Source organism: Caballeronia sp. LZ032 (assembly GCF_031451315.1).
Classification (GTDB): Bacteria; Pseudomonadota; Gammaproteobacteria; order Burkholderiales; family Burkholderiaceae; genus Caballeronia.
The window spans coordinates 1229267-1245351 of sequence record NZ_JARUXP010000001.1; the positions used below are offsets into that span (position 1 = coordinate 1229267).

Below are 16085 nucleotides of genomic sequence, written 5' to 3' on the forward strand. Positions count from 1 at the left end.
GTGGACATCATGAAAGCACGATTCAAGGTAGCCACTGCCGCGCTCGTCTCGGTGGCATTTTCTCCGGCGGGCTACGCCCAGGGCATTCCGGTATTCGACGCGCAGAACGTGGCCCAGGCCATTGCGACGGTCGCGCAGCTTGAGCAGGAGGTACAGCAGGAGATCCAGATCTACCAGTCGACGGTTGGCACACGGGGCTTCGGTGCGTTGCTGACCAATCCGGTGGTGGCAAATTCGCTGCCGTCGAACTGGCAGGGTGTCTATACGGCGGTCCAGAACGGCGGCTACGCGGGTCTGTCTGGCAGCGCTCAGGCGCTGCGTTCGGCCAGCGAGATCTATAACTGCGAAGATCAGGCCGGCATCGACCAGCAGGTTTGCCAGCGGGCGCTGAACAAGCCGTTCCAGGACAAGGCGTTCGGCCAGCAGGCCTACCAGACCGAACTGCAGGAACTGAACCAGATCCAGAGCCTGATGCAGCAGATCGATGCCACGCAGGATCCGAAAGGTATTGCGGAACTGCAGGCGCGCATCCAGACCGAGACCACGGCGGTCGGCGACGAGATGACCAAGCTGCAGCTCTTCCGGATGCTTGCGGATACCGAAGACCGGCTCGTCGCCGAGCAGCAAAGCGAACTGGTGCTGAGCCGTGCGGGTAATACCATCCGGCTGCAGGACCAGATGGTGCCGGCATCGTTCGGTAACTGAGGGGGCGATCATGAAAGGCTTTGTGGTTGCATCGCTTCTCATGAATTTCGTCATCCTTATCAGTGGATGCTCTTCGGATGGACCAGAACCTGTCTTGCCGGATGGTTTGCATCGCGTGCCGGTCAACCGCGAGCTTCCCGTTCCGCCGGTGCCGTCCGCCGCGTCGGCAGTGGGAGCCGGATCATGAGCACGGACGACGACTATGGACGCGTGCTCGACATTGAGGCTTCACTGACACACCTGCGGGAGCAATCCGAGCGACGCGCGTGGCACGTGGCATACGGGGCGGTTGGTGTGGCCGTGCTCAGTGTGATGGCGCTTGCCGTCATGGTGCCTTTCTACCGGGTGGTGCCGTTGCCGATCGAGGTCGATCGCCTGACGGGCGAATCGCAGGTGATCGATGTGCTCGATGCGCGTCACGTGCATACGAGGGAGATCCAGGACAAGCACTGGGTTGAAGCATACGTGCGCGAGCGAGAACGCTATGACTGGGGGCTGCTGCAGATGGACTACGACAGTGTGCTCGCCATGAGCGATGACGTCGTCGCGCGCGACTACCGGGGCATTTACAGCGGCCCCGATGCGCTGGATCGGCAGCTCGGCCCGAACACGGAGCGGCGCGTGCGGATTCTCTCGACGACGCTGCCTCCCGATGAACCCGGGCACGCGGTAGTGCATATCGAGCGCACGACGTTCAAAAACGGTCAGGCGAACGCCGAGCCGACGCAGCGATTCGTGATCACGCTGGCTTATGCCTACCGGCCGCCGGTTTTCACACGCGAAAGCGTGGCCGTTGCAAATCCGTTCGGCTTCAAGGTGACGGCTTACAGCCGCGATCCTGAATATACGCCGCCGGCATCATCGTCGAGCGCCGGAGGTGCGCCATGAGAACGCTTTGTGTTCCGGTGCTCTGCCTTGTGAGCCTGCTGGTGCTGAGTCCGGTCGCACGCGCCTGGACGGTGCCAGGCTGGTCCGATGACCCACGGGTGCGGCAGATCGTTTATGCGTCTGACGCCGTCGTACGCATCGATGCGCAGCGAGGGTTCGCCACCCATATCGCCCTCGACCCGCACGAGCAGATCCAGGTAGTCGCACCCGGCGATCGCGATGGCTGGCAGGTGGTGGCGAACAGAGGCGACCACGACGTGTATCTCAAACCGCAACTGGCCGCGCACGACTCGAATCTGGAGATCCGTACGGATAAACGCAGCTACAGCTTCGACCTGGTGGTGTTGCCCCTGAAGGCGAAGTTCGGCAACGACGAAGAGATGTACCGGGTGACGTTCATCTACCCGGATGAGCTCGACACCCAGGCGCACGCTAAGGCCGATGCGGCGCTGGTGGCGCACCGTCTTGCCCAGCCGTCCGTGGTGCGCAACACCCGGTATTCGATGCAGGTCATGCCGCATTCGGACGATATCGCGCCGGTCGCGGCGTGGGATGACGGGCGGTTCACCTGGATCCGCATTCCGGCCAACCGGCGCCTTCCGGCGATCTTCCGGGTGGCGGATGACGGCATGGAAAGCGTGGTCGATAAACATATGGAGAACGACACGATCGTCGTACATGAAGTGGCGAAGCGCTTCGTATTGCGGCTCGGCGATGAAGTTGTCGGCATCTGGAATGACGCATACGACATGGACGGCGTGCCGCCCAGTGACGGCACGACGGTCGATGGTGTGAGGCGTGTTTTGCGGAGTCAGGATCATGAGTGACGACATCCGCAACACGATCGAACCGGATGATCCGTCCGACCGTCGTCCGGATGGCGCTAGCCCGAATGGCATCAACGGGTCCGCGGAGCCGCTTGATCGCGGCATGCCTGCACTCGGGCAGTACCGGGGCACGCGCCCGCGCGCCTGGTGGCTGACACCGCTGGTGGTTGTTCTCGTGGCCGGCGCTGGTGCGGTATGGACGATTCACACGTTCCTCGCACGTCACGACGCGGAGGCGAAAGCGCACCGGGACACGGTGCAGGATACCGCGACGCAGGGACGCGTTTTCAGGGACGCGCCGGTGGCCGCGAGCGCGGCGTCCGCGCCAGTCGCGGCAATTGCGCCTGCCGCTGTCTCGGGCCCGGTTGTCGCCCGTCCGCCTGTCGCAGTCCAGCACCCGGCGTTGGCCCGGAGTTACTACGATGCGCCGTTACTTGCGGTCGGTAGCACGCCTGGCGCCAGTGGCCAGAGAGAAGGCCTGGCGGACGGGCTTGCTGCCGGGGGCGTACAAGGCAACGTCGTCGCCGCAGCTTCTTCGGTCGCGGCATCGGTATCCGGCCGACCGTTGGCGACACCGGGCCAGGGCGGGATCGGGGCATTTGACCAGGCGTTGACCCCGACCGCCACGCCGCGGGCGCATGCGGGTGTACTTGGCGATCGCAGCCTGGTTCTCGCGCAGGGTGCCAAGATCGATTGCGCAGGAGACACCGCGTTCGATTCGACGGAAGCGGGGATGTCGACCTGCACGGTGACGAAGAACGTCTATTCCGATGACGGGCGGGTCGTGCTGATCGAGCGTGGATCGCAGATCAACAGCCAGTATCGTTCAAACCTGTCCCCCGGACAGAAGCGGACGTTCATCCTCGCGGCCCGCATCGAGACGCCCCACGGCGTGACCGTCGAGATCGATTCGCCGGCAGCGGACGCGCTCGGCCGCATGGGCATTGACGGCTATGTCGACAACCACTGGCGGCAGCGAATTGGCGCCGCGATGCTGCTCGGCATCACCCAGGACGCGATCGGGTATCTGGCTACGCGAGGCGGTAACAGCAACGGGTCCGTCGTCTACGAGAACACGCAGCAGCAGGGCAACGACATGGCGACGCGGGTGCTCGACAGCACGATCAATATTCCGCCGACGCTGACCCAGAACCAGGGCGCCGAATTCACGATCGTCGTCGCGCGCGACCTGGATTTCGGAACGGTCTATGCACTGCAGCCGGAGGGCGCGCCATGATTGTCCGCCCCGACATGCAGGATCGATCTGTCGACACCGTGCTTGCGCGGCTTCCCGACGACGCGTCGGTTCGCGAGTTGATGCGGCCGTTCGCGCCGCTGCTTGACGATGGCGATGTGACTGAACTCGTCATCAACCGGCCGCAGCGCGTGCTGACCGAGACACATCTTGGCTGGCACGGGCACGACTACGCTGATCTCGATTTTGAGCGCCTGATGTCCTTCGCTGTGGCGGTTGCGACGTTGACGAACCAGGAGGTATCAGCGCAGCATCCAGTGCTCTCCGCCTTGCTGCCCGGAGACGCGCGCATCCAGATCGTGGTGCCCCCGGTCGTGCCGCCGCGTACGGTTTCCGTGACGATACGCCGGCCTTCTGCCCGCGAAAAGACTCTCGAGGCGTATCGCGAAGAAGGGCTGTTCGATGACACCGTGTGGCACCGCCCCGATGGACTCGACGCCGCGTTGCCGGCGCTGCGCCCGACAGACCGGAAACTCCTGCGGTGCCTCGAAGAGCGGGACTGGTGCGCCTTCTTCGAGCGGGCCGTGACCGGCCGCCTGAACATCGTGATCGTCGGCAATACCGGGTCGGGCAAGACGAGTTTCATGAAGACCCTCTGCCGCTCGATTCCGCCGACCGAGCGAATCGTGACGATCGAGGATGTCCGCGAACTCTTCATCCGGCATATCGAAAACTGTGTGCACCTGCTGTACAGCAAGGGTGGTCACGGACAGGCGCGTGTGACGCCGGCCGATCTGATCGCAAGCACGATGCGCATGCGGCCCGACCGCGTGCTGCTTGCCGAACTGCGCGGCGCCGAAGCCTATGACTTCCTGAAACTGCTGACGACCGGCCACGCGGGCTCGATCACAAGCTATCACGCATCAAGCGCGACCGTTGCAATCGAGCGCTTTGCGCTGATGGCGAAAGAGCATCCCGAAGCTGCCGCCTACGACGATGCCGCACTGAAACGCCTGCTCGCCCTGACGATCGACGTGGTCGCCCACATGGAGGCATATCCGCTTTACGACGGGGCGGGCGATCGGGTCGGCAAGCGCTGGGGCATGACGGAAGTCTGGTTCGATCCGATGCGCAAAGCGCGCACGACGTTTCCGTGAGGCCTGCATGGATACGAACCTCCGAGCCTCAACTCCTTCCGACACCGCTAATCCGGTAGCCCATCATGTGCGTGTCGCCCTGGTCACGGTCGCAGTTCTGGCGACAGTCACGGGGGCTCTGCTGGCCTCGCTGTGGGTTGCATCGTTTTTCCTTTACGCGTGCCTGCGGCTGAACCCGTTCCATGCGGGAGTATGGGGCTGGCCCGATGCGCTGCTGGCCTGGCATGACGGCCTGATGCCGCACGGGGGCCGGCATCTCGCCGGCGCGGCGCTGCTGGGTGTTCTCGTCGCGGTAGGTTGCCCCGCGATGGGACTGTATTCGCTGTGGGATCGATCCGGGCGGCGGCGTCTCTACGGCAGTGCCCGGTTCGCCAGCGAAGCGGAAATCCGCGCGGCGGGGTTGCTATGAATGCGCGCACACTGATTGATGCGTCGCCCATCGTCGTCGGGATATGGCGGGGGCGCTATCTGCGCTTTTCCGGGCAGCAGTTCGTGCTGCTCGCCGCACCCGCGCGCTCGGGCAAGGGCGTCAGCATCGTGATCCCGAACCTGTTGAGTTACCCGGATTCGGTCGTGGTCCTCGACATCAAGCGCGAGAACTACGCGATCACGGCAGGCTTCCGGCGTGCACACGGGCAGGAGGTCTATCTCTTCGACCCGTTTGCGGAAGATGGACGCACGCACCGGTTCAACCCGCTGTCGGCGATTTCCGATGGCCTGTTCCGCGTCGGCGACATTCTGGCGATCGGCTACGCCCTCTATCCGCCAGGTGGCCACGATGACTTCTGGAAGGACCAGGCACGTAACCTGTTTCTCGGTATCGTCCTGCTGCTCAGTGAGTGGCGTGACGCGCGGCGCACGGGGAGGGGCGAATCCATCCCTGACTACCCCGTCACGATGGGCGAGGTGTTGCGGCAGTCGTCGGGCCACGGCATGCCGGTCAAGGCGTACCTGCAGCGCGCACTCGTCCAGCATCGCGCTCTGCTTAGCGGCGCATGCGTCGATGCGCTGAACCGTTTCCTTTCCAACGACGACAAGGTCCTGGCGAGCATTCTTGCGACATTCCACGCGCCGCTTACGATCTGGGCGAACCCCATCGTCGATGCGGCAACGAGCGCTAACGATTTTGATCTGCGCGACGTGCGTCGCCGTCGCATGTCGATCTATATCGGAATCACGCCCGATCACCTGTCCGAAGCGGCACTACTCGTGAATCTTGTGTTCTCGCAGCTCGTCAATCTGAACACGAAACAGTTGCCGGAGACGGATCCAACCCTGCGGTTCCAGTGCCTGCTGCTACTCGACGAGATGACGGCAATCGGCAAGATCCATATCATCGCGCGCGCCGTGGCCTACATGGCGGGCTACAACCTGCGTCTGCTCTCCGTCGTGCAGTCGATTGCGCAGCTCGAGTCGGTCTACGGCCGCGCCGACGCACGTACCTTCCTCACGAACCACGCGATGCAGATCCTGTATGCGCCGCGTGAGCAGAAGGATGCGAACGACTACTCGGAGATGCTCGGCACCTTCACCGACCAGTCGCGCAGTGTCAGCCGCCCGAACACGATGTTCGGCGGCCGGGGCGGATCGAGCGAGAGCATGTCCGAGCAACGTCGCCCGCTGCTGCTGCCGCAGGAACTCAAGGAACTGGGGCGTGACAAGGAAATCATCGTGCTGGAGAACACGAAGCCGATTCTCGCTGACCGGATCTGCTACTGGCGCGATCCGGTGTTTGCTTCGCGGGTCTTGATTGCACCGTCGGTGCCGGCCATGGATCTGGCCCGCTTCACGGCACAGATCGAACGTCGTGTGCGCGCGGTCGAGTCCGACGAGATCGATCCGGAAGGCGCGGGTCTCCTTCATCTGTCGCCCGAGTATCTGGAGGTGCTGCAGGCTTGGGACCCGCGCGATCTTCCACCGCGCCTTGCCGACCTCAGTGAGGACGAGGTCACGGCCTACGTTGAACGGCACTTCATGCTGCTGGGCGTTCCGGCCAGGCATATCGGACAGGCGACACGTCGGCTGTCCATCGCAGACCTCGACGTCGCGGAGCTGGTGCCGCCAACGTCAGCACGTGAGAGGCGCGGTCCGGTGACACGTGCCGGAACGAACACGGCATCGATTGAGGGAGCATGGCGATGAGTATGCCGCAGACGGACGAAACCGCCCGTGTACGGGCCGCCCTTGCTGTAATTCCGGCGGAGGACTACGGCACGTGGGTCGACATGGCGTTTGCACTGAAGCACGGTCTGGGTGACGCGGGCTTCGAGATCTGGGACGAATGGAGTCGCACTGCCGGCAACTATGACGAGCGGGCGGCCCGCACGACCTGGCGCTCGGTGAAGGAGTCGGGCGGCAAGACACTCGCCTCGCTCTTCTGGCTCGCGCGACAGAATGGCTTTGACCTGAGGCGTGGTCACTACCCGGACCGGTTGGCAACCGAGTTCGTGCCGGCTCCCGACGTGCTCGAACGTCGCAATCGGGAAGCGGCACGCCAGCAGGCGCGACATGCCGCTGCTGCCCGCGAGGCGCAGGAAATCTGGCAATGGGCGCGGCCTGTTGGGCCTGAACATCCTTATCTCGTGTGCAAGGGTCTCGATTCAGTGCCGGCGCTGCGCGAACTGGAAGCGCCTGAACTGCGTGCGTTGCTTGGCTATACCCCGGCGAGCGAAGAGCGACCGCTTTCCGGGCGCGTGCTGGTCGTGCCGGTCTGGATCGGTCGTGCCATCTCGACGCTCGAGCTGATCGACGAAGCGGGCAACAAGTCGTCGCTGGCCGGGGGCGTCAAGAAAGGCGGGTACTGGATGGCCGGACCTGCGCCCGTTGCCGGCGGCCAGACGACGCCGATCCTGATCGGCGAGGGCATGGCCACGATGCTCTCGGCGCACCGCGCAACGGGATGGGTGGCACTCGCGTCACTCGCCAGTGGGAATCTGCCGCCCGTCGCGGAATCCATGCGCGAGCAATTCCCGGACGCGGACATCGTCGTGCTGGGCGAGCTGGGGCCGGGTGAGGCCAAGGCCAGACAGGCTGCGGACGCATCCCGTGCGCGCATGGTCTTACCCGTATTCGCCGTCGACGCGCGAATTGACGACAAGGCGCCAACCGATTTCAACGACATGGCGGTTCTGTCCGGATCTGCCCGGGTGGGCGAGCACCTAAGCGAAATCGTGGGCCGCGATGTCATGCCGGTCGTTGAGCGTGCCGGATTGCCAGCGGGCATGGCAAACGGCAGGTCAAACGGCAGGGAGCCGGACGAACCGATGGAGGACATGATGGGCAACGTGAAGGAAAAACTCGTCAATGCCGGGGACGACACACTGCGTCGTCGCACGTCGAAGCGCGGCGCACCGAAACCGACCACTCCGTCGGTAGCTCCTGAACCGGTGATGACATCGGCGGAGGCACAACCGACGGGGGACCGGTCTACGGCTGTCCCTGTGGGTGATACCCCGGCTGCTGAGCCGAGGCGCTTCGCGCCGACGCGTCCGCCGGTTGGTGAATCATTGTTCGCTGTAGCGGATGTGCCCAGTGAAGTCAGGGCACTGGCCGAACATCGGTTCGGTTCGCCACTACGCATGGGGACGCCGCGCGAGAACGGCGGACCCTACCGCGGCGAGGTGTTTAATACGGAGCACTATCTGATTCAGGAGGTGGCGACGCGCAGCGTCGTTTTCCATCCGAAGACGCAGATGGAATTCGTCTCGGAGCGGCTGCGATGGATGGATGAGAACGCACGGCTGAACGGATCGGAACTGCAGGTCGGCTACGAAGGTGATCGGCCCAGGGTCTATCCGTGGGATCGCGCGCGTGACCTGCTCGACCGCACGGTCGGCTCGCTCAAGAAGTCCGCCCGTGAACTGAATTTCAGTCCGAACCTCGAGGGCATGCTCGACCAGTTGCAGGCGCGTTCATGGGCCCGGATACGCGAAGCACGTACAGCGGCGCTCGAGCAGTCGAAGGAGCGGTCCGCACCGCAGGATCCGCCTGGGCCGGATCGCTAGACCAAAGGATGTATCGCCTGGAAGCATGACCGATCAGAAAGGAGCCCACCATGTCTGAAACCTTGCCGCCTGCCGAGCCACTCATCAATGTGATCGAGCCGGATGTTCCCGGACATTCGGCATCGATTGAACACACCAAAGGTGATGGAGATACCAGTCGCCTCGATGCGGCGGCCCTTGATGCTGTGTCGGCCCGGCGCCGGCGTGAGTTTGACGCGGCACGGGCGCGTCTGCGCGATCAGGCCATCCGGGACGATGCTCGTGTGGCACCTCAGTCTGCTCACCGCCCAACCGGCGACGCGCCAATCGAACGGGAAGATCACGCTGCTGTTCGCGCGCCGCTTGACCAGCCGCCGGAGCGCGTACGCAAACGCTACCTGCGGGCCGGGAATCAGTATTTCCTGAAGGACGCGCCGTATCAGCTCGCGTTCGAGGATATCGGACCGTACCTCGTCACAGAACACAACCGGCCGGACGTGGTGGAATCGATGGTCGACATGGCGGCGGCGAAATCGTGGCGTCGTATTCGCGCGTCCGGTCACGAGGCGTTCCGCGGCGAAGTGTGGTTGCAGGGGTCGTTGCTGGGCATCGAGGTCAGCGGGTATGAGCCAAAAGCCGCCGATCTGGCGCGCCTGGCCGATGCGCGGCAGGCGCGTCTGAACAACCGCATCGAAGCGGATGCGTCGTTGCGTTCAGCCGGTTCGACGATAGACGTAGCAGAGCCCAGTCGTGCAACGTCTACCCCCGCCCCAGCCGCCGGGCCGCGGGATGTGGCGGATGGCGCCGCATCTGCGGCCCTTCGACGTGACGCTCAGCGGGGTGAGCCGCTTGACGCGAAGCGACCGCCGGCAGCAGGCGACGATGTCGACACCCCGAGGCGATATACCGGCGAGCTGCGCGAGCACGGTGGTGCGCCGTACCAGAATAATCCTGCGCGCAGCGAGTCGTACTACGTCGTGTTCCGCGATGCGACAGGCGCGGATCACGTCGTCGGGGGTGTAGATCTCGAACGCGCGGTGCGCGAATCGGGCGCGCAGCCCGGGCAGCAGGTCGCACTTGAAAACCTGGGGCGACGGCTCGTCACGGTCAAGGTACCGATCCTGGATGAGCACGGTGTGGTGATTGGTGAGGATGAGCGCGATGTGCACCGGAACACCTGGCAGGTAGATGTGATGGGACGGGAGCGTACGGCGGCGCAATCTGTGTCAGAAGCCCAACGCGTAGCGGGAGCAGACGCGACACCTACAGGCACGAATGCGCGCGAAAGCGGCCAGGGGCTGCGGCGCCCGGGCGTCTCCGATGAGGACAAGGTGCTGCACCTGGCCGTGCTCACCGGCGCGATGCGGGAGCAGGGATTCAGTGCGCGCTCGATCGGGCGTGTGCAAAGGCGCGCGGAAGCGCTGCTCGATGCGTTTGGTCGCGAGGGCATTCCCGTGCCGCGGCCGAAGGTCTTTGATCCGAAAGCGCCGTCGGAACGGGATCGTCGGACACGCACAGCGGTCGGACGTGCGCCTGGGCGGGATATCGAGCTTGAACTGGTGCACACGCCCGTCGAACCCTCGCCTGGGCGCTAGGAGCTGTTATGCGTGTACGTGATCGCTTATGTATCGAGCTTGGTGGCATGAGACGGGATTGGGATCGCTGGTGCGTGCGCCGGGGCCTGACCGTTGGTGAGGGCGCGCGGCAACTGGTGGCCGCCGCGTTGCGTGCGGACGGTGGCAATGATGATCCGGAAATCGACGCGGAGGTTCGTTGGAGCGTTGTCGGCGATCCTCGCATCCGGATCGAACTCAGGTTGACGGCTGCCGAACTCGAGGCTGTTGAGTTGCGCGCGGAGGGGGCGGGCCTGACAGCTAACCGCTGGATCGTTGCGCTGATCCGTGCGCAGTTGACGCACGAACCCCAGCTTGGCGCGCGCGAGATGCGGCTGCTGTCGGATTCGAATCTGCAGCTTGCTTCGATCGGGAGATGGCTTGCACAACTTGCCCGCGGCGGCCACATACGACATGGCGGACAGGATGGGAACGGCGCCGTCGAGGCCATTCGTGGGGCGATCGATGCGCACCTGCGCGTCGTGGCAGATGTGATGCGGGCAAACCTCGATCGATGGAGCCGGTGAGATGCCTTATCCGAAGGTCTACATTGATGCGATGCTTCTGAACTGGGGTGACCGGCTGTTTCAGGATCCGTTCAGGCACGCGAGGGCACGGCGACTCTCGCAGGCGAGCCTGCGAGACGAGGCCGCGAGAATGCGCGAGCAGCTCGCGCGTACGCTCAGGCGCACGCCGGAAGTGATGATCAAGATCACGAACAAGGCATCGGGCGCGCAGGGCATCGGCGCGGTGCGCCGGCACCTTCGATATATCTCCCGGAACGGGCGGGTGGAACTGGAAGACCAGAATGGCGATCGCATCGCCGGACCCGAGGCGGTACGAGATCTCGTGCAGACCTGGCAATTTGGCGGATGGGGTATACCGGAAGCGAGTGTTCGTCGCGAGGTGTTCAACATCCTGCTGTCGATGCCGCCGGGTACGAACCGTCAGGCCGTGCGGGACGCCGCCCGGGATTTTGCGGCCGTTGAATTTGGAGATGGGCGTGCCTATGTGTTTGCTGCGCATGACGACGAGGCACACCCGCATGTTCACCTCAGCGTGCAGGTCCGTGGACCGGATGGCCGGCGTCTGAATCCGCGAAAGCAGGATCTGCGGCGTTGGCGCGAGCGGTTCGCAGAGCAGCTACGCGCGAACGGTGTGGATGCCAACGCAACGCCCCGACGGGTGCGTGGCGAGACCCGACGATATCCGGCACAGGGCGTCAGGCATATGGTGGAGCGTGGTGAGAAACCGAAGTACTGGCGTGCCGTTGCGAACGAAACGCAGCGACGCGCCGGGTGGCAGGCTCACGACAAGGCATTTGCAGTGTGGCGGGAGGTGGCGCGGACAATGGCCGCGTCCCCAGCCGGTGCGGACCGCGCGATGGCTGTGGGCATTGTGGAGTTCGTGCGCGCGATGCCGGTCCAGCGGAACGCCGTTGTCCCAGACATGAGACGGGATCCGGCGCCAATGCGCAAGCATCGGACGGCACCAGAGCGCGATGGTCGGCCTGACGTCCCCGATCCGCACATCGAACTCTAGCGCGGCCGAGAGGGTGCTCCCGTTCCGATGGGCGAAGTAAGCGACGCGCGGTCTGGTGTCCTCATCCGCGCACCGCGTCGGCCTTTATTGCTTGTCCGTCATCGTGAGTCTGCGAAGACGACGTTGAAATTGCGCTCGGTATGAGGGGGGCTGGTGTGAGACGCACCGCGTCCACACGGAGCACGTAGGCGCTGCTGTTATCGACTGCAGGCGGCTCATAGACCGATGAGCCACGCGGGTGCGCCCTTGTACGTCGCGAAGAGCAGGAAAATCAGGGCGACCGCGACGAGCGGCAGGCCGTAGAGTGCCACCGGAAAAAACAGCACGAACTGGAGAGACGAGCCGACGACGCCGTAGAGGGCGTTTGTCGCGTGGACGTTTTCGTAGGTCAGCCAGCCTGCTGCAGCAATACCGAGAGCCATGAGGGCAAGTCCTCCTGACGGCTGCGCGTGATGCAGTGCGGCCGTCGCCCACGCATAGAATCCCCACCAGATGAAATTGATCGCGATGGCGGCGAGCAAGAATCCGCGCGCAGCGAAAAAGCTGTGGCCGAAACGATTCCGGCAGTGGCGACCACATAGCTGGATTGCCCGCGCAGTGCCAAGAAGAAGGCCGACTACGATGGCAAGTTTCAGAAAATCCATACGACGTCCTCCCACGGAACGTGGCTGCGCAGGATTCGAGTGATACACACAGCCCCAATCCTCCCATTTGTGCAACTATAGACGCTGCCCTGGCAGACGCCGTGAAGGGTTAGAAATGCTGACCGGTGGTTAGCGTGTCGATCGTCTACCACGAGCGCAGTTGTTGTTGTATCAGTGCGATGTCGATGGACAGCGTGCCAATGCTCAGCATTTTCGCGGTGTCCTTTTGCAGTGCGCGTTCGTAGAGATCCAGAAACAATGGACACCAGTTTTCGCGACGATCCCGGAACGGCCATGCCGGTCGCGCGTTGTTGCAGCGGACATTATCTTCACGAGGGGTTGCAGGCAGGATCGGAATATCGAGTCGCGCCACGAGGCCGTGGCGCCCGAGGTCGAAATCGGGATGATCCTTCGGAAGCAGGAAGAGGACAGTAGCGATCAGCTCTACGTCTTCGTCCAACTGGTCAGTGTGACGACTTTGCGCGGTAGCCAGGCCGTACGCCGCGACCATTTCGCTACTGCGGCGACTGATCCACTGTTCTGCGCGCGCCAACTCGTCGTTGAGCAGGCGCAGGCGGCTGCAATCCTGTTCGTGGAGGTCAATGCCGAGGTCGGTCGGCAGTCTCTTGTCCTGCATTTTTCACTTCCTGCGTTTCCGGGCGTCGAGCGCGTAGCGAGCCGCGCCGTGGTCGTGCAGCAACCCTCCTGAGCGGCATGATCGAAGGCTGTCACGGCCGGGCAGCCTCAAGCATCTTCAAGCTGCGTTCGGATGCTACGATAATCGTAGTATCTAAGTGGGCGCTTTGCAACGATATTCGTAGCTTCGTATATTACGAGCTACCAGTGAATGTCTGCGGCGTCATCTTCGATTTTTGGAACGCGACTGAAGGAGGCTCGCCTGGAGGCCGGGCTATCGCAGAAGCAACTCGGAATCGAGGCTGGCCTGGATCCATTCGTCGCGAGCACCCGAGTTAACCGTTATGAACTGGGTGTCCATAAGGTCGACTACACATTCGCAATTCGTCTCGCCGCCGTGCTCAAGGTGCCGGTGGCCTTTCTGTATGCTGAAGACGCTGAACTTGCCCAACTTATCTTGGTTTTTGGCAGGCTTCCGAAACGAAAGCGAGCCGAGCTTTTGTCGCATGCAAAGACCTTCGAGGCCGGGTCGTAACGTGCGATTGCCCCCGCATCCAAAGACGTATAGTTAACGAAAGCAGTTTTGTGCGTCGTTATTGGTATGCGTCTGGTCGGCCTATTCGCTATTTTGTATCGGACGACCGCGAGCGAGGCATACGTCGCTTGGCCACTAGACGAGGTTTGGCCAGCAAGCGACACTCGCACATCTGCAACGAAACGATTGCGTTCTCCCAAAGCGGACATTGCATTCAAACGCGAGAATCTTGACCCCGCCACTCGCGCCTCTACACTACGGCTGCGCCGTGGCAGTACACTACCAGCCTAAGCCAAAGCCCGATCACCCGATCCGCGTCAAACATTCAATGGACTACTTCGCCGCAGTACGGGCCTTCGTTCGCGCAGCGGAGCTGAAGAGCTTCAGCAAGACGGCCAATGAACTGGCCGTCAAAACATCGACCGTATCGCGCTACGTGAGCGAACTGGAACATGATCTGGGCATCGCTCTATTCAACCGGTCGACGCGCGGTCTCGTCCTGACAGAGGGCGGCCGGCTGTTTCGTGAACACGCGTTGATAGCGTTGCAGGCACTCGATGACGCGCGCGAAGTGACGTCGTCGCTGAATCGCACGCCGCAAGGCGCGCTGCGCGTGACGATGCCGCCAGCGTTTGGGCGCCTGCACATCGTGCCTCATCTGCCGGCTTTCATGGCGCGCTACCCTGACATCGACCTGGACATCGTCTCGACGGAGCAAACGCTCAACATGATCGACGCGGGCATTGACGTGGCGATCCGTACTGGCGTGTTGCTCGATTCTTCATTGATGGCGAGGCGCCTTGCGCCGCATCGTCGTATCGTCTGTGGCAGTCCGGCGTATTTCGAGCGTCGCGGCACGCCCCGTGTCCCTGTCGATCTGGCCGCACACGATGCACTTCGCCTGCCCCTGGTGCCGGACGACAAATGGTCTTTCACGCGAGCCGCCGCCGGTGCGCAAGCGTCGCAAGAACAGGAACAGGTGGTGGAGTTGCAGGGGCGTTTGCGTGCCGACGATTCGGAAGCCGTGCTCGCGCTCGCCGTGGCCGGCTGCGGCGTGGCGCTCCTGCCAACATGGCTCGCGTTCACGGCCCTGCGCGAAGGACGCTTGCAGCACGTATTGCCGGAATGGGAAGCGCGCACCGGACGAGCCGAACCTGCGGTCTGGGCGGCCTACCCACCGAAGAAGATCGTCTCGTCGAAGGTGCGCGCCTTCGTGGACTTCTATGCCGAAGCGTTTGGCGAGCCACCGTACTGGGACGATGGTCTCACACTGGCGCGTCGACCTTAAACGGCAAAGCGGATGTCTAGCGTGCGCAGATAAGTCTGCAAGCCGGCGTCCTGGATTGGAATCACGTAGGCGTTTTCGTTCGTTTCATTGAAATGCGCATGCCAGTATCCCGGCGGAGTAACGAACGCCATTCCCGTTTCCCAATCGACGCGGGTCGGATTCACGATATTGCCGTCGCTGTCCAGTTCGTTTCCAACCAGCGTATAGACACCCGGGTTGCCGCCAGCGATGAAGTCGAGCGCGATCGACTGGTGCCGATGCGGCTTCTGCACGGAGTTGGGCGGAACGATGCCGAACATCGCCCACAACACATGCGTGACCGTGCGCGTCTGCGGAAAGTTGGCGTTGCCCATCAGCACGCTGATGCGGTTGCGACGATCCGCGTTGGGTTGTTCCGCGACATCGCGCAATGCTGTCTGCGCCTTGGCGGCCGGATAGCGTGTTGGCGCAAATCGTGGGTGGACCCCGGTCGTGCCAAGATAAGCGAGCAGAGGAGCGTCGTTGACGTAATAGAGCGTGGCCGTCACTTCGGCGGACAGCACAGCGGCAGCGCCGCCCGGGAGCGTGAAGAAATCGCCCATCGCAAACGGGAAACTCGTTCTGCCCTGTTCCACAGTACCCGCACCGCTGATAACGTAGCAGACCTGCGAGGTCGCATTCGGCTCGACTGTCAACGCTTCGCCCGCATTGATGCGCAGGAAGCTGGCGCTCAAGCCGGGACCGGTCGCGGGACCCGCGCAGCCTAGCTCCGCGGACAGATCGAGCGGCACGACTCGGGTCGCGCCGTCTGCATATAACGAAGGCGGGAAGCTCCGGAATGGAACGCGCGAGATGAGCTTCGCACCAATCGGATTGGCCGACGAGGTGTATTCGAAGTATTGCGCGTCCTCGGTCGCGATATCGGATTCGCCGGCAAGCGTGGGCGACATCATGGTCAGCATAGTTTGCTCCTTTTGGGTTTTCAGAGAGCTTGGTGCGGGTCCGTTCGTGGAGTGAGTATCCGCATCCAAAGGCTGACCTGACTCTAGACGAGGCACCGTGGCGCCAGAAGTGCCGGACATCGAAATCACCT

16 protein-coding genes are annotated in these 16085 nt (G+C 63.3%); 13 read left to right on the top strand and 3 right to left on the bottom strand.

Going from position 1 to position 16085, the window contains the following annotated elements; translation table 11 throughout:
* Positions 1 to 9: 9 nt before the first annotated feature.
* The 11 genes from virB5 to QCE69_RS05770 all read left to right on the top strand — a co-directional run bounded on the left by virB5 (position 10) and on the right by QCE69_RS05770 (position 11910).
* Entirely contained in the window at positions 10 to 705 is a 696-nt protein-coding gene (virB5, locus tag QCE69_RS05720; protein ID WP_309929840.1) for a P-type DNA transfer protein VirB5, read from the top strand.
* A 183-nt stretch (positions 706 to 888) separates the two neighbouring features.
* Complete coding sequence (locus tag QCE69_RS05725; protein WP_309929841.1) at positions 889 to 1593, top strand: type IV secretion system protein; 705 nt, start codon at positions 889 to 891, stop codon at positions 1591 to 1593.
* On the top strand, positions 1590 to 2420 hold the full coding sequence (locus tag QCE69_RS05730) for a TrbG/VirB9 family P-type conjugative transfer protein (RefSeq protein ID WP_201661371.1): 831 nt from the start codon (positions 1590 to 1592) through the stop codon (positions 2418 to 2420). Before QCE69_RS05725 ends, QCE69_RS05730 begins: the two co-directional genes overlap by 4 nt.
* Positions 2413 to 3657: a type IV secretion system protein VirB10 gene (virB10, locus tag QCE69_RS05735; protein ID WP_309929842.1), complete on the top strand. Its 1245-nt coding sequence runs from the start codon at positions 2413 to 2415 to the stop codon at positions 3655 to 3657. The genes QCE69_RS05730 and virB10 overlap by 8 nt, the downstream gene beginning before the upstream one ends.
* Positions 3654 to 4772, top strand: coding sequence for a P-type DNA transfer ATPase VirB11 (virB11, locus tag QCE69_RS05740; RefSeq protein WP_309929843.1), 1119 nt, complete (start codon positions 3654 to 3656; stop codon positions 4770 to 4772). The genes virB10 and virB11 overlap by 4 nt, the downstream gene beginning before the upstream one ends.
* Positions 4773 to 4779: 7 nt before the next feature.
* Positions 4780 to 5181, top strand: coding sequence for a hypothetical protein (locus tag QCE69_RS05745; protein WP_201661380.1), 402 nt, complete (start codon positions 4780 to 4782; stop codon positions 5179 to 5181).
* Positions 5178 to 6914, top strand: a complete 1737-nt coding sequence (locus QCE69_RS05750; protein WP_309929845.1) for a type IV secretory system conjugative DNA transfer family protein — start codon at positions 5178 to 5180, stop codon at positions 6912 to 6914. Before QCE69_RS05745 ends, QCE69_RS05750 begins: the two co-directional genes overlap by 4 nt.
* Positions 6911 to 8776 (top strand): PriCT-2 domain-containing protein, encoded by a 1866-nt coding sequence (locus QCE69_RS05755; RefSeq protein WP_309929848.1) that lies wholly within the window; start codon positions 6911 to 6913, stop codon positions 8774 to 8776. Before QCE69_RS05750 ends, QCE69_RS05755 begins: the two co-directional genes overlap by 4 nt.
* Positions 8777 to 8826: 50 nt before the next feature.
* Positions 8827 to 10350: an LPD7 domain-containing protein gene (locus tag QCE69_RS05760; protein WP_309929849.1), complete on the top strand. Its 1524-nt coding sequence runs from the start codon at positions 8827 to 8829 to the stop codon at positions 10348 to 10350.
* Between the two features lie 8 nt (positions 10351 to 10358).
* Positions 10359 to 10895 carry a plasmid stabilization protein gene (locus QCE69_RS05765; protein ID WP_309929851.1) on the top strand — a complete coding sequence of 179 codons (537 nt, stop codon included), beginning with the start codon at positions 10359 to 10361 and terminating at the stop codon, positions 10893 to 10895.
* 1 nt (position 10896) lies between these two features.
* On the top strand, positions 10897 to 11910 hold the full coding sequence (locus QCE69_RS05770) for a relaxase/mobilization nuclease domain-containing protein (protein WP_309929853.1): 1014 nt from the start codon (positions 10897 to 10899) through the stop codon (positions 11908 to 11910).
* Positions 11911 to 12125: 215 nt separating this feature from the next.
* Here the strand turns inward: QCE69_RS05770 and QCE69_RS05775 are convergent, their stop codons facing one another.
* Positions 12126 to 12554 (bottom strand): hypothetical protein, encoded by a 429-nt coding sequence (locus tag QCE69_RS05775; protein WP_201661389.1) that lies wholly within the window; start codon positions 12552 to 12554, stop codon positions 12126 to 12128.
* A 145-nt stretch (positions 12555 to 12699) separates the two neighbouring features.
* On the bottom strand, positions 12700 to 13191 hold the full coding sequence (locus QCE69_RS05780; RefSeq protein WP_309929855.1) for a hypothetical protein: 492 nt from the start codon (positions 13189 to 13191) through the stop codon (positions 12700 to 12702).
* A 210-nt stretch (positions 13192 to 13401) separates the two neighbouring features.
* On the opposite strand from QCE69_RS05780, the gene QCE69_RS05785 reads away from it, so the two are divergent.
* Together QCE69_RS05785 and QCE69_RS05790 are read left to right on the top strand one after the other, a co-directional pair.
* The gene (locus tag QCE69_RS05785) at positions 13402 to 13725 is read left to right on the top strand and encodes a helix-turn-helix domain-containing protein (protein ID WP_201661394.1); all 324 of its coding nucleotides are present in this window, start codon (positions 13402 to 13404) and stop codon (positions 13723 to 13725) included.
* Positions 13726 to 14053: 328 nt separating this feature from the next.
* On the top strand, positions 14054 to 15013 hold the full coding sequence (locus QCE69_RS05790) for a LysR family transcriptional regulator (protein WP_201661396.1): 960 nt from the start codon (positions 14054 to 14056) through the stop codon (positions 15011 to 15013).
* On the opposite strand, the gene QCE69_RS05795 is transcribed toward QCE69_RS05790, so the two are convergent.
* Positions 15010 to 15954: a cupin domain-containing protein gene (locus tag QCE69_RS05795; RefSeq protein ID WP_309931567.1), complete on the bottom strand. Its 945-nt coding sequence runs from the start codon at positions 15952 to 15954 to the stop codon at positions 15010 to 15012. The genes QCE69_RS05790 and QCE69_RS05795 overlap by 4 nt on opposite strands.
* Positions 15955 to 16085: the final 131 nt, after the last annotated feature.

Excerpts from the sequence above, each read along its gene's own strand:
- virB5 (WP_309929840.1), top strand. The coding sequence starts at position 10 with ATGAAAGCACGATTCAAGGTAGCCACTGCCGCGCTCGTCTCGGTGGCA.
- QCE69_RS05775 (WP_201661389.1), bottom strand. The coding sequence starts at position 12,554 with ATGGATTTTCTGAAACTTGCCATCGTAGTCGGCCTTCTTCTTGGCACT.
- virB11 (WP_309929843.1), top strand. The coding sequence starts at position 3,654 with ATGATTGTCCGCCCCGACATGCAGGATCGATCTGTCGACACCGTGCTT.
- QCE69_RS05770 (WP_309929853.1), top strand. The coding sequence starts at position 10,897 with ATGCCTTATCCGAAGGTCTACATTGATGCGATGCTTCTGAACTGGGGT.
- QCE69_RS05750 (WP_309929845.1), top strand. The coding sequence starts at position 5,178 with ATGAATGCGCGCACACTGATTGATGCGTCGCCCATCGTCGTCGGGATA.
- QCE69_RS05725 (WP_309929841.1), top strand. The coding sequence starts at position 889 with ATGAGCACGGACGACGACTATGGACGCGTGCTCGACATTGAGGCTTCA.
- QCE69_RS05745 (WP_201661380.1), top strand. The coding sequence starts at position 4,780 with ATGGATACGAACCTCCGAGCCTCAACTCCTTCCGACACCGCTAATCCG.
- QCE69_RS05780 (WP_309929855.1), bottom strand. The coding sequence starts at position 13,191 with ATGCAGGACAAGAGACTGCCGACCGACCTCGGCATTGACCTCCACGAA.
- virB10 (WP_309929842.1), top strand. The coding sequence starts at position 2,413 with ATGAGTGACGACATCCGCAACACGATCGAACCGGATGATCCGTCCGAC.
- QCE69_RS05755 (WP_309929848.1), top strand. The coding sequence starts at position 6,911 with ATGAGTATGCCGCAGACGGACGAAACCGCCCGTGTACGGGCCGCCCTT.
- QCE69_RS05795 (WP_309931567.1), bottom strand. The coding sequence starts at position 15,954 with ATGCTGACCATGATGTCGCCCACGCTTGCCGGCGAATCCGATATCGCG.
- QCE69_RS05785 (WP_201661394.1), top strand. The coding sequence starts at position 13,402 with ATGTCTGCGGCGTCATCTTCGATTTTTGGAACGCGACTGAAGGAGGCT.
- QCE69_RS05765 (WP_309929851.1), top strand. The coding sequence starts at position 10,359 with ATGCGTGTACGTGATCGCTTATGTATCGAGCTTGGTGGCATGAGACGG.
- QCE69_RS05730 (WP_201661371.1), top strand. The coding sequence starts at position 1,590 with ATGAGAACGCTTTGTGTTCCGGTGCTCTGCCTTGTGAGCCTGCTGGTG.
- QCE69_RS05790 (WP_201661396.1), top strand. The coding sequence starts at position 14,054 with ATGGACTACTTCGCCGCAGTACGGGCCTTCGTTCGCGCAGCGGAGCTG.
- QCE69_RS05760 (WP_309929849.1), top strand. The coding sequence starts at position 8,827 with ATGTCTGAAACCTTGCCGCCTGCCGAGCCACTCATCAATGTGATCGAG.